This window comes from Rhizobacter terrae (assembly GCF_003852895.1).
Taxonomy (GTDB): Bacteria; Pseudomonadota; Gammaproteobacteria; order Burkholderiales; family Burkholderiaceae_C; genus Albitalea; species Albitalea terrae.
Window position 1 is genome coordinate 1 of sequence record NZ_QUSW01000008.1, and the last position, 12,252, is coordinate 12,252.

Below are 12,252 nucleotides of genomic sequence, written 5' to 3' on the forward strand. Positions count from 1 at the left end.
GGCCCCGGGGCCCGTGCGGAAGTATCCGCCCCAGTCCACCGCTTGCGCGGGCGTGCTGAGGGCGGCAACGGCTGCTGCGATGGCAGCCATGGACAGGTTCGCGGTGAAGGTGCGACTCATCGGATATGTCTCCTGGAATGGTTGAGCGATCAGGGGAGGGTTGGCTCCTCTCCGGGAACGGATTATTAAAGTGACGTTAATGTGCCCAACTTAGTGTTAACACTATGGTGTTGTATGAACAACAACAAACCCTGAAAATTGACTACCCCTGTTGTCTGAATGTGTGCTGGAGTGCAAAAACACCAGTCATGAGAACTGGTTAACGAATGTGTCGAGTGAATCTGGTGGTCTTCCGGGAAAACGCTCTGCGGAAAGAATTTAAAAGTTCTTTAAGCTGAATTCATCGATCGGCAACCCAGCCGACCTGTGCAGCAAGGAGACACACATGAGCAGTTCCCTCACTCGGCGCCTCATCAAGGCCAGCGCCATCGCCGCGGCATGCCTGATCAACGTTCCGGCCTTTGCCGGCCAGGTGGAAGTCCTCCACTGGTGGACCAGCGGGGGCGAAAGCAAATCGGTCGAGGAACTCAAACGCCTGCTGGCTGCCCAGGGCCACACCTGGCGTGACTTCGCCGTGGCCGGCGGCGGCGGCGACACCGCGATGGCTGTGCTGCGCCAGCGCGTGCTCGCCGGCAACCCGCCTGCCGCAGCCCAGATCAAGGGACCGGCGATCCAGGAATGGGGCAAGCTCAACGTGCTGGCCGACCTGGACGACGTGGCGACCGAGCAGAAGTGGGATGCTCAGCTTCCCAAGGTCGTGGCCAACGTGATGAAGGTCAACGGCCACTACGTGGCGGCGCCTGTGAACGTGCACCGCGTGAACTGGCTGTGGATCAACCGCGAGGCCCTGCGCAAGACGGGTTCCAAGGTGCCCAACACCTGGGACGAGTTCTTCAGCGTGGCCGAGAAGATGAAGGCCAACGGCATCATTCCCGTGGCCCACGGCGGGCAGTCGTGGCAGGAGTTCACCACCTTCGAATCGGTGGTGCTGGGCGTGGCGGGCGCCGAGTTCTATCGCCGCGCCTTCGTGCAGCTGGACCCGACGGCGCTCAAGAGCAACACCATGGCCAGTGCCTTGCAGACCTTCCGCCGCATCAAGGACTACACCGATGCGAAGGCCCCGGGCCGCGACTGGAACGTGGCCACCGGCATGGTCATCAAGGGCGAGGCCGGCATGCAGTTCATGGGCGACTGGGCCAAGGGTGAGTTCCTCGCGGCGGGCAAGCAGCCGGCCAAGGACTTCGTCTGCGTGGCCGCCCCAGGAACCGCGCGCGCCTTCACCTTCAACGTCGACAGCTTCGCGATGTTCCGCCTGAAGGATCCGTCGGCCGTGAAAGCGCAGAAGGCGCTGGCCGCCACCATCATGCGCTCGGACTTCCAGCAGACCTTCAACCTGAACAAGGGCTCGATCCCGGTCGGCACCGGGGTGCAGATGGACAAGTTCGATCTGTGCGCGCAGGAGTCTGCGGCCTACTTCGCGGCCACCGCGATGATCAACACGCTGGTGCCGTCGATCGCGCACCTGATGGCACAGCCGGCACCCATCGAAACCGCACTGCGTGAAGTGGTGGCGGCCTACTGGAACAACGACCGCATGACCACGGAAGAAGCCATGATCAAGATGGTCAGTGGCGTGGCGAAGGCCAAGCAACCCGTCGCGGCCGGCAACGCAGCCAAGGCGTCGTGATGGGCGGGTCCTACCTGGCGTGAAAGCCCGGATGCCCCCGCCAGAGGGGCGTCAATGGTTTGATGAGGAGGCCTTGGCCGATGCGTGAGCAGGACTCGCGCATCGGATTTTTTTTGTGGCGTGGGGCTCAGGCCACTTCCGCCCGGTTCCGTCCAGCAGCCTTCGCCCGATACAGGGCCTGGTCGGCACGTCCCAGCAAGGTGTCCGCCGTGTCGCCTGACTGCCAGGTGGCCACGCCGAAACTGGCGCTCAGCGCATGGCGATGGCCTTCGGCGGGCAACGCCACCTCCTGCCGCACGCGCTCGATCAAGCGCAAGGCCTCGGCGGCATTCGTGTCCGGCAGCAGCACGCCGAATTCTTCACCCCCGTAGCGAAAGCACAGCCCCTCGCTTCCTACTGCGGCACTCAGCCGCTGCGCGAACGCGGTCAGCGCGGCGTCACCGCCGTGGTGTCCGAAGCGGTCGTTGATGGACTTGAAGTGATCGAGGTCGGCCATCACCATCGCGAAAGGCCGGCTGTGAGAGACCGACTGTGCCAACGATCGTTCGATCGCCTCGCTGAGCGCGCGCCGGTTCGCCAGGCCCGTGAGTTCGTCGGTCATCGCCTGGCGGCGTGCCTCGTCTTCCGCGCGCATCTTGCACATCAGCACGAAGCCGAGGTTGGTGACGATGATGAACAGGAAGCCGAAGACATAGACCGGTGCCTGCCAGTCCAGGGGGAGGTCCAGGTAGTCCCGGTGCGTGCCCGTCAGTGCCAGTGCCGCCGCGCGCAGCGGCAGCACCAGGCCCATCAGCAGGTAGAAGACCGACACCACGCGCTGTATGCGGCGCAGGCCGGTGGAAGGCCGCACCCAGAGCACCTGGCCATTGAGCAGTTGCACGGCACCGTAGATGACACCGTTGAACATGGTCGCGATTTCGTAGTGCGCGCCGCCGATGCCTGCCACGATCGTCACCGCGACGACCATCAGCGACAGCCAGCGGACATCGCGCCGCAGTCCGAGGAACTGGCGGATGGCCACCATGAAGAGGGCCACGCTGAGCGCACCGAGCGCGTTGCCCAGCACGGCGGTGAGCAGCACCGGCAGCCGGCCTGCGCTGGCCAGCAACAGGTAGGCCACGCCCTGGCTCGTGATGGCGAAGGTCCAGGTGCGCAGCCCGTTGCGGCTGTCCGCTTCGGCGCGCGCGATCCACAGCATGGCCGCTGTGGCGATCAGCGCACCGGTTTGCGCATAGAAAAGGGTGCGGAGATCCAAGAGAGCAGGTGGTGGGAGGCGGTGCCGCATGCTAGCCGCATCGACACGATGTGACCCCGGGGCACGCCCCGTTCAGTTCGCCGAATCGCCAACTTGTTGGGGTTGGATCACTTCAGCGAGCCGCCGCTGCAGCGCGCCGCCCTCGGGCAGCCGGATGCCGAAGTCCTCCACCAGCGCGCGGCAGATCGCGTCCACACTGCCCAGCAGGCGCTTCTCGCTTTCCGCGCCCTTGCGATGGATGCTGTAGTCGCCATTGCGCAGCGCCAGGCGCGCGCCGGGCAGGGTGCGCGCGACGATCAGCGTGTCCGTGAAGTGCGACAGCGGGAAGGTGGCGGCGTAGTGGTTCGGCGCCTCGTAGTCGATGGGGTGCTGCGGCTGCAGGTCGAAGCGGTACAGCGTCTTCCATTCGCCTTGCACCTGGGCCTGCATGCGCCAGTCGCCGTCATCGCGGCGGACGAGGCGGAACGGCTCGTGGGGCGTGGCCTGTTCGATGTCCTCGACCAGCGCCAGCGCGCCCGTCAGCGTGAGGCCGCCGAAGCCCACGTCCACCAGGTGCGGGCCTTGCGAGGTCTCCACCTTGAGCAGCATGTGGCTTCGGGTGGTGATGGCGTCTTCGTCCTTGGTCCACAGCACGCGGGCGATCAGCGTGCTGAGCTTGAAGCCGATGTTCTCCAAGGCGGTGGCGAACAAGCGGTTCTGCTCGAAGCAGTAGCCGCCGCGGCCGTCGGCGACCATCTTGCGTTCGATGTCGGCGACGTCCAGCGACACCCGCGCGCCGAGCAGGGGGTTGATGTTCTCGAAGGGAATGGCGGCGGTGTGACGCGCGACAAGGGTCCGCAGGTCCGGCAATGTCGGGCGGGGCAGGTCGCCGGTCCAGCCGATGCGATCGAGGTAGCGCGGCAGGTCGATGGAGACTGGGGGCATGGCACAACTCGTTGCGAAAGAGCGGCGAGCGTAGCGCGACACTGAAGGCCGCGCCGGTGGCGCGCCATCCACAAGGTGTCCGCATGTCTCGAATCTTTTCCCTGGTTCCGGTGATCCTCTTGTCCGGCCTGCTGGCTTCCTGCGGAGGCGGCGGGTCCGATGCGGGCTTCACGCCCACCGCAGCGGCGGGGCTGTACGAAGTCTCGGGCGGCTCCGGCCCGGCGCAGGAAGTGCAGGTGCTCGACAGCGGCCGCTTCTACGTCATCTACGGCATGAACTCGACGACGCCCGTGCCAGCGGCTGGCGTGATGGTGGCAGATGCATCCACCAGTGGTCTCACCTTGAGCGCCGGCAGCCTGCACGACTTCAACTTCGGCACGCATGCGGTGACGGCCGGCACGGCCTCCGGCAGCTACGTCGCCAAGACGTCCATCGCCGGCACGGCCAGCCTGACCGGTGGGGCGACCACCAGCTTCGGAGGCAGCTACAACACCAACTACGACCAGTCGGCGTCCTTGTCATCGCTGGCGGGCAACTACGCCGGCGAGGCGGCGGAACTCAGCGGTACAAACGTGGCCGCCATCACCATCAACAGTGCGGGGTTGATCGCAGGCACCTCCAACGGCGGCTGTACCTATGCGGGCCTCGCCTCACCGCATTCGTCGGGCAATGTGTTCGACATCACCTTGAACTTCCAGACCAATTGCGCCGAGAACGGCAACACCCTGCGCGGGCATGCCTTCGTCAGCCGCAATGTGCTGTACCTGGTGGTGGTCAACGGCGACACGAGCCGGGCGGTGCTGTTCGCCGGCCTCAAGTCCTGAGGCGTTCAGGCGTTCTTCGCTGGCTTGAATCGGCGCAGGCCGGCTTCGAGCTGGGGCAGGCTGAACGGTTTGGTGAGGAAGCCGTCCATGCCTGCGGCGATGCAGACCGGGCCTTCCTCGCCTTCGGTGGCGGCCGTCATGGCCAGCACGGTCAGTCGGGGCCGCCCCTGCGCCTGCTCACGTGCCCTGATTTCACGCGTGGCCGCCAGTCCATCCATCTGCGGCATGTTCACGTCCATGAGCACCAGGTCGAACACGTCGCTCGCGATCGAGGCCAGGGCTTCGCGCCCGTCGCCTGCGACGATGGCCGTGACGCCGAGTTCGGCCAGCATGGCCTGCACCACGATCTGGTTGACCGGGTTGTCGTCGGCCACGAGCACGCGAAGGCCGGCCAGGGGGTGTGGCGTGGCATCGCTGGCCGGAGCGCCGGGGGTGCCTCGCGGCAGTTCGTCCAGGAGCAGCGTCTCCAGCGCGCGGCTGGTGACGGGCTTGAAGATCAGCTGCGCATTCGGCAGCCCGCCGGCCACGGAGTCGATGCCCAGCGGCGTGAGGATGGCCACGCGCCGGCCCGCAGCCGCCTGCTCGGCGAGCCATGTCCGGGCTTCGATCGTCTCCAGCAGCGGCGCATCGATGAGCAGCAGCTTGCAAGCCGCCAGGTCCCGTGCATCGGGCACGTGGCGCACGATGACCGGATCCACCTTTAGTTCATGCAGGATGGCCTTGATGTGGCGCTCCAGCCCGCGGGTGTTGACGGCCACCACCACATCGGGCCGGCTCTTCGTCGCCGGTTCGATGCCCTCTGGGACGCCCAGCGTGAAAGGCAGCCTCACGATGAACGTCGTGCCGTCGCCCACCACGCTGCGTGCCTCGACGCTGCCGCCCATCAGCTTGGCCAGTTCGGATGCGATGCTCAGGCCCAGCCCGGTCCCGCCGAACTCCCTCGCGACCGATTCGCTGGCTTGCATGAACGGGCGGAACAGCAGCTTGAGGGCGTCCGGCGCGATCCCGGGGCCGGAGTCGACCACCTCCAGGTGGATCCACCGCTGCGCGGCGGTGCCCGTGTCGGCCGGCAGCGGCTCCAGCTCCACGTGGATGTGCACGCCCCCGCGGCTCGTGAACTTGACGGCGTTGCCCACGAGGTTGTTCAAGATCTGCCGGATGCGCACGGCATCGCCCAGCAATCCACGAGGCACGTTCGGATTGCAGCTCGACGAGAGCTCGATGCCCTTGGCGAAGGCCTGCATCGAGAAGAGTTCGTTGGTCTCGAAGACGAGCTGCCGGATGTCCAGCGGGTGCGATTCGAGCGTGAGCTTGCGGGCGTCGAGCTTGCTGATGTCCAGGATGTCGTTGACGAGTGCCAGCAGGGTGCTGGCACTGTGGCGCTGCAATTCGATGAGCTGCCGGCGCTGCGAATCGGACAGGTCCGGCGAGTGCAGGACGTCCGCGACGCCGATGATGCCGGTCAGCGGCGTGCGGATCTCGTGGCTCATGTTGGCCAGGAAGCGCGCCTTGACCGCATCGGATTCGAGGGCGTCCCGCCGTGCCTGCTCCAGCGCCTGTGCGATGCGCACGCGCCGGCGCATCGAGACGATGATGAGGGACAGCGCAAGCAGTTCGGAGCCGGCGACTGCGGCATAGCGCCGTCCCATGCCGATGGTTTCGGCGGCATCCGAGGCGCCCAGCCAGGCCAGGGGCTCTGCGAACTGCATGACGCTCACCAGGCCGATGAATATCGCGACCATGCCCAGCGCCATGTAGTGCAGGCCGCCTGCCGCGAGCACGAAGGGAAGGATGGACAGCCACCAGCCCGCCGCGGGCAGGGCGGGGCCCTGGATGAGCGTGGCATAGACCAGCGCTGCTGCCACCACGGTGGTGATGGCGCGCAGCGGTGCCTCGTAGCTCTGGGTCCTGCGGGCCACCAGCAAGGCAACCAGCGCCGTGCAGAACCCGATGATGAGAAGGCCCACGTAGATCCACTGGCGGGCCCAGGCGAAGGCGACCCCGTAGATGGGCAGCAAGCCGATCAGAAACCAGGCCATCACCAGGAAGACCGCCCGCTGGGTCGAGCGGTCGATGTCTTCGGCAGGCAGGTCGTTCGCCGTCAGGGGTGGAGCGCAATCAGCAGCCATGGCGTTCCTCCCGCGCAGTTGCCATTGTTCGATGGAACAGTTTCCACGAATTGCCGGGTGGGCGGGGTGATTCCTTGTTCGATCCGCTGCTTTTTTCAAGCGCTGCACGGCCCCGGTGCGGTCTTGCATCGAGGCCGTGGTGGGGCTTGCTACGCGAGCGTGTAGGCCGTCTTCACCGTCGTGTAGAACTCCACCGCATACCGCCCTTGCTCGCGCGGCCCATAACTGGACCCTTTGCGCCCGCCGAACGGCACGTGGTAGTCCACCCCCGCCGTCGGCAGGTTCACCATCACCATGCCTGCCTGCGCGTGGCGCTTGAAGTGCGTGGCGTATTTCAGAGAGGTGGTGGCGATGCCTGCCGACAGGCCGAAGGGTGTGTCGTTGGCCAGGGCCAGGGCTTCGTCGTAGTCGCGTGCGCGGATGACGCTCGCCACCGGGCCGAAGATCTCCTCGCGGTTGATGCGCATGGACGCCGAGGTGTCGGTGAACAGCGCGGGTGCCAGGTAGTGGCCTTCGGTCTCGCGCACCACGCGTTCGCCGCCGGTCACCAGCGTGGCGCCTTCGCCGCGGCCGATCTCGACGTAGCCCAGGTCCTGCTCCAGCTGCGACAGCGACACCACCGGGCCCATGTCCGTGCCGGCGGCCAGCGCATGGCCGACCTTGATCTTCGCCATGCGATCGGCCAGCGCCTTCACGAAGCGGTCGTGGATGCCCTGCGTCACGATGAGCCGGCTCGATGCGGTGCAACGCTGCCCGGTCGAGTAGAAGGCGCTCTGCGCGCAAAGCTCCACGGCTGTGTTCAGGTCAGCATCGTCCAGCACCACCTGCGGGTTCTTGCCGCCCATCTCCAGCTGCACCTTGGCGCCGCGCGCCACGCAGGATGCCGCCACCTGCTTGCCCACCGACTGCGAGCCGGTGAAGCTCACCGCATCGACACCAGCATGGTCGACGATGGCCTGGCCCACTTCGCGGCCGGTGCCCATCACGAGGTTGAAGGCGCCGGCCGGAATGCCCGCGCGGGAGATGATCTCCGCCAGCGCCCAGGCACTGCCCGGCACCAGGTCGGCCGGCTTGATGACCACGCAGTTGCCGTAGGCCAGAGCCGGCGCGATCTTCCACGCCGGAATCGCGATCGGGAAATTCCACGGGCTGATGATGCCCACCACGCCCACCGGCTCGCGGGTGATCTCCACGCCGATGTTGGGCCGCACCGAGGGCAGCAGCTCGCCGGGCGTGCGCAGGCATTCGCCCGCGAAGAACTTGAAGATGTTGCCGGCGCGGGCCACTTCGCCCACGGCTTCGGCGCGGGTCTTACCTTCCTCGCGCGCCAGCAAGGCACCGAGCTCGTCCTTGCGAGCCAGGATTTCGGTGCCGATCTTTTCCAGCGCGTCGGCGCGCGCCTGGATGCCGAAGGCCTGCCACGCTGGCATGGCCGCGCGTGCCGACTGCACGGCCTGGTCGACCTGCGCGGCCGTGCCCTTGGCGTACAGGCCGATGGTGTCGGCCAGGTCGGACGGATTGACGTTGGGCGCGAAGCCGCTGCCTGCTACCCATTCGCCGTTGATGTAGTTGAGATGCTCGGTCACGGTGATGCCTTTTCTCTTGTCACTGCGGCCCGAGCTTGTGGATCAGGCCGCGCAGTTGTTCGACTTCCTCGCCGGTCAGGTCGGTCAGCGGCGCACGCACCGGACCGCCCGAGTGGCCGATGATTGTCGCGCCTGCCTTGACGATGCTCACCGCATAGCCCGGCTTGCGGTTGCGGATGGCGAGGTACGGCAGGAAGAACTCGTCCAGCAAGCGGCTCTGCGTGGCGCGGTCGTCGGTGCGCACGGCTTCGTAGAAGGCCAGCGCCGTCTTGGGAATGAAGTTGAAGACGGCCGACGAATACACCGGCACGCCCAGCGCCTTGTAGGCCGCGGCGTAGACCTCGGCCGTGGGCAGCCCGCCCAGGTAGGCGAAGCGCTCGCCCATGGCCTGGCGAATGCTCACCATCAGCTCGATGTCGCCCATGCCGTCCTTGAAGCCCACGAGGTTGGGGCAGCGCTCGGCCAGCACCTTGAGCTGCGCCGGCCCGAGGCGGCACACCGCGCGGTTGTAGACGATCACGCCGAACTTCACCGACTTGCACACCGCTTCCACGTGCGCGGCCACGCCTTCCGGGCTGGCCTCGGTGAGGTAGTGCGGCAGCAGCAGGATGCCGTGGGCGCCGAGCCGTTCAGCCTCTTGCGCGAAGGCAATGGCCTGCCGTGTCGGCCCGCCGGCGCCAGCGATGATGGGCACCTTGCCCTGGCAGGTGTCCACCGCGGTCTTGATGATCTGCCCGTACTCCGGGCCCGACAGCGAGAAGAACTCGCCCGTGCCGCCGGCGGCGAAGAGGGCGCTCGCGCCATACGGGGCCAGCCACTCCAGCCGGGCCGCGTAGGAGCGCGCATTGAAGTTGCCTTCCGCGTCGAAGTCGGTGACCGGGAACGACAGCAGTCCCGACGAGATGATGTGCTTGAGGTCTTGGGGCGTCATGGCAGGGCTTGGTGGGTGAGGTTCAGGTTGTATGTCATCGTACAACATGATTCGAGGAATTCCAAGAGTCCCTGACGCCGTCCCGGCCCTGTCTTCGACGATGAGGAGGGGTCAGCGACCCGCGGCTTCGTGCGCCCGGCGCAGACGTTCCCGGCTGTTGGCGAGGTGGGTGCGCATGGCCGCGCGGGCGCCTTCGGGGTCCTGGTTGGCGATGGCGCTCACGATGTTCTCGTGCTCGGTGTTCACGCGCCGCAGGTACTCCTTGCGCGACTCGCCGGCCACCCGCGCGGTGTTCAGCCGCGCGCGCGGAATGATCATCGTGCCCAGGTAGTTCATCAGCTCCAGGAAGTGCACGTTCTGGGTTGCACGCGCGATCTCCAGGTGGAACTGGAAGTCGGGGGCGAGGGCGTCGCCGTCCTCGTTGATGGCCTTGGAGAACGTGGCCAGGGCGCCGCGCATGGCGAGCAGGTTGGCATCGCTGCGGCGCACGGCGGCCAAGCCTGCGGCCTCGGTCTCCAGTCCGATGCGAAGCTCGAGCACCGCGATCACTTCTTTCGCAGTGGCGATCTGCTCGGGCGCGATGCGGAAGTTGGCGGTGTCGCCCGTGCCCACCACGAAGGTGCCCACGCCATGCCGCGTCTCCACCAGGCCCGCGGCCTGCAGCTTGGACAAGGCTTCGCGCACCACGGTGCGGCTCACGCCGAACTCTTCCATGATCGCTGCTTCCGTGGGCAGCTTGTCGCCCGGCCGCATCTGCCCGTCGCGGATGCGGCCGCCCACGGCTTCGACCAGGCCCAGCGCCAGGCTCTTGGGGCGGCGCGCAGGTTTGGGCTGAGAGGGCGGGAGGTTCGGGCTTTCCATGGATGTCGGGTTTTCCCTTGGGGCTTCGGGTTGACAGTGAACAGTCGGTTCGCGACGATATGGGTCTTGTTGTACGACAACAGATGACGTACATCGACCGATTCAAGCAATGTAGCAAAAGCGGCCCGCATGTCCACTCCGAGTTCCACCCCCTCGTCCGGCCTCGCGCCGGGTTCCGTCTCGCCCCTGCGCTTCGGCCGGCTGCTGCTCACGGGTGCCGCCGGTGGGTTGGGGCGCGAACTGCGCCCGCGCCTGAAGGCCTATTGCAAGACGCTTCGCCTGTCCGACCGTGCCGACCTGGGCGCGCAGCAAACCGGCGAAGAGATCCGCCTCGTTGAACTGGGCGACCGGGCCGCGGTGCGATCGCTGCTCGAAGGCGTGGATGCCGCGGTCCACCTGGGCGGCGTCTCGCTGGAGGGGCCCTTCGATCCGATCTGCGAAGCCAACATCGTCGGCGCCTACAACCTGTACGAGGCGGCGCGGGTCAACGGCGTGAAGCGCATCGTCTTCGCCAGCTCCAACCACGTCACCGGCTTCTATCGGCAGGATGAAGTCATCTCGCCCGCCGACCCGATGCGCCCCGACGGCCTCTACGGCATCAGCAAGGCCTTCGGCGAAAGCCTCTCGCGCTTCTACTTCGACCGCTACGGCATCGAGACGGCCTGCCTGCGCATCGGCTCATCGTTCACCGCGCCGAAAGACCGCCGCATGCTGGCCACCTGGATGAGCTATGACGACCTCGAGCGCCTCGTCGTGTCGTGCCTCACCGCGCCGGTCGTCGGCCACTCGGTGGTCTACGGCGTGTCGGCCAACCGCACCGTCTGGTGGGACAACACCAGCGCCCGCCACCTCGGCTACGTGCCGCAGGACAGCTCCGAGCCATTCCGTGCCGAAGTCGAGGCGCGCCAGCCGAGCGTCGACGTGAACGACCCGGTGCAGATCTACCAGGGCGGTGCCTTCGTGCGCCAGGGCCCGTTCGAGTGACAAGTGACAACACGCATTTCACAGGAGACATCCATGAAACCTCTGCCTCGCCTCATCGCCGCGCTGTTCGCCGGCGCCGGACTCGCGGCCCATGCCACCGACTTCCGCTCCACCGACATCCACCCGGACGGCTATCCGACCGTCGAAGCCGTGAAGTACATGGGCCAGGTGTTCAACAAGCTCACCAACGGCAAGCACACCATCAAGGTCTTCAACAACAGCGCGCTGGGCCAGGAGAAGGACACCATCGAGCAGGCCAAGATCGGCGCGGTGGCGATGACGCGCGTGAACATCGCGCCGATGAACAACATCTGCCCCACCACCGTCGTGCCGACCATGCCCTTCCTCTTCCACTCGAAGGAGCACATGCGCCACGTGCTCGATGGCCCGATCGGTGAAGAGATCCTCAAGAGCTGCGAGGCGCAGGGCTTCATCGGCCTGGCCTTCTACGACAGCGGCGCGCGTTCCATGTACACCGTGAAGAAGCCCATCAAGACCCTGGCCGATGCCAAGGGCATGAAGGTGCGGGTGCAGCAGTCCGACCTGTGGGTGGCGCTGCTCGAAGCCATGGGCGCCAACGCCACGCCCATGCCCTTCGGCGAGGTCTACACCGCGCTGAAGACGGGCCTGGTGGATGCAGCCGAGAACAACTACCCCTCGTATGAGAGCTCGCGCCACTTCGAGGTCGCGAAGTTCTATTCCAAGACCGAGCACTCGATGGCACCGGAGATGCTGCTGTTCTCCAAGAAGGTGTGGGACGGCCTGAGTCCCGACGACCAGAAGGCGCTGCGCCAGGCGGCCAAGGAGTCGGTGCCCTACATGCGCAAGCTGTGGGACGAGCGCGAAGAGAAGTCGCTGGCCACGGTGAAAGCCGGCGGCGCGCAGATCATCGAGGTGGACAAGGCCTCATTCCAGGCGGCGATGAAGCCGGTGTACGACAAGTTCATCACCGACCCCAAGCTCAAGGACATGATCAAGCGCATCCAGGAGACGAAGTAAGCCGCCTGCCAT

The 12,252-nt window shown here is 66.4% G+C and carries 10 protein-coding genes; 4 read left to right on the plus strand and 6 right to left on the minus strand.

Annotated features, from left to right (window positions below; all coding sequences use genetic code 11):
- The first annotated feature begins 445 nt into the window (after positions 1–445).
- On the plus strand, positions 446–1,747 hold the full coding sequence (locus DZC73_RS23595) for an ABC transporter substrate-binding protein (RefSeq protein ID WP_124542834.1): 1,302 nt from the start codon (positions 446–448) through the stop codon (positions 1,745–1,747).
- 127 nt (positions 1,748–1,874) lie between these two features.
- Here the strand turns inward: DZC73_RS23595 and DZC73_RS23600 are convergent, their stop codons facing one another.
- Positions 1,875–3,002: a GGDEF domain-containing protein gene (locus DZC73_RS23600; RefSeq protein WP_124542835.1), complete on the minus strand. Its 1,128-nt coding sequence runs from the start codon at positions 3,000–3,002 to the stop codon at positions 1,875–1,877.
- Between the two features lie 72 nt (positions 3,003–3,074).
- Positions 3,075–3,926, minus strand: a complete 852-nt coding sequence (locus DZC73_RS23605) for an arylamine N-acetyltransferase family protein (RefSeq protein ID WP_124542836.1) — start codon at positions 3,924–3,926, stop codon at positions 3,075–3,077.
- An 83-nt stretch (positions 3,927–4,009) separates the two neighbouring features.
- On the opposite strand from DZC73_RS23605, the gene DZC73_RS23610 reads away from it, so the two are divergent.
- Entirely contained in the window at positions 4,010–4,750 is a 741-nt protein-coding gene (locus tag DZC73_RS23610; protein ID WP_124542837.1) for a hypothetical protein, read from the plus strand.
- Positions 4,751–4,755: 5 nt separating this feature from the next.
- On the opposite strand, the gene DZC73_RS23615 is transcribed toward DZC73_RS23610, so the two are convergent.
- The 4 genes from DZC73_RS23615 to DZC73_RS23630 form a co-directional block, all read right to left on the minus strand.
- Complete coding sequence (locus DZC73_RS23615) at positions 4,756–6,879, minus strand: ATP-binding protein (RefSeq protein ID WP_161974714.1); 2,124 nt, start codon at positions 6,877–6,879, stop codon at positions 4,756–4,758.
- A gap of 149 nt (positions 6,880–7,028) precedes the next feature.
- Positions 7,029–8,465: an aldehyde dehydrogenase family protein gene (locus DZC73_RS23620; RefSeq protein ID WP_124542839.1), complete on the minus strand. Its 1,437-nt coding sequence runs from the start codon at positions 8,463–8,465 to the stop codon at positions 7,029–7,031.
- A gap of 19 nt (positions 8,466–8,484) precedes the next feature.
- Positions 8,485–9,396: a 5-dehydro-4-deoxyglucarate dehydratase gene (gene kdgD / locus DZC73_RS23625; protein ID WP_124542840.1), complete on the minus strand. Its 912-nt coding sequence runs from the start codon at positions 9,394–9,396 to the stop codon at positions 8,485–8,487.
- Positions 9,397–9,507: 111 nt separating this feature from the next.
- Positions 9,508–10,257: a FadR/GntR family transcriptional regulator gene (locus tag DZC73_RS23630; RefSeq protein ID WP_124542841.1), complete on the minus strand. Its 750-nt coding sequence runs from the start codon at positions 10,255–10,257 to the stop codon at positions 9,508–9,510.
- A 129-nt stretch (positions 10,258–10,386) separates the two neighbouring features.
- Between DZC73_RS23630 and DZC73_RS23635 the strand changes: the two genes are divergently transcribed.
- Entirely contained in the window at positions 10,387–11,241 is an 855-nt protein-coding gene (locus tag DZC73_RS23635) for an NAD-dependent epimerase/dehydratase family protein (RefSeq protein ID WP_124542842.1), read from the plus strand.
- Between the two features lie 33 nt (positions 11,242–11,274).
- Entirely contained in the window at positions 11,275–12,240 is a 966-nt protein-coding gene (locus DZC73_RS23640; RefSeq protein ID WP_124542843.1) for a TRAP transporter substrate-binding protein, read from the plus strand.
- Positions 12,241–12,252: the final 12 nt, after the last annotated feature.

Bases quoted from the DNA above. Each gene is read 5' to 3' on its own strand.
- kdgD (WP_124542840.1), bottom strand. From the start codon at position 9,396: ATGACGCCCCAAGACCTCAAGCACATCATCTCGTCGGGACTGCTGTCG.
- DZC73_RS23605 (WP_124542836.1), bottom strand. From the start codon at position 3,926: ATGCCCCCAGTCTCCATCGACCTGCCGCGCTACCTCGATCGCATCGGC.
- DZC73_RS23595 (WP_124542834.1), top strand. From the start codon at position 446: ATGAGCAGTTCCCTCACTCGGCGCCTCATCAAGGCCAGCGCCATCGCC.
- DZC73_RS23615 (WP_161974714.1), bottom strand. From the start codon at position 6,879: ATGGCTGCTGATTGCGCTCCACCCCTGACGGCGAACGACCTGCCTGCC.
- DZC73_RS23610 (WP_124542837.1), top strand. From the start codon at position 4,010: ATGTCTCGAATCTTTTCCCTGGTTCCGGTGATCCTCTTGTCCGGCCTG.
- DZC73_RS23635 (WP_124542842.1), top strand. From the start codon at position 10,387: ATGTCCACTCCGAGTTCCACCCCCTCGTCCGGCCTCGCGCCGGGTTCC.
- DZC73_RS23630 (WP_124542841.1), bottom strand. From the start codon at position 10,257: ATGGAAAGCCCGAACCTCCCGCCCTCTCAGCCCAAACCTGCGCGCCGC.
- DZC73_RS23640 (WP_124542843.1), top strand. From the start codon at position 11,275: ATGAAACCTCTGCCTCGCCTCATCGCCGCGCTGTTCGCCGGCGCCGGA.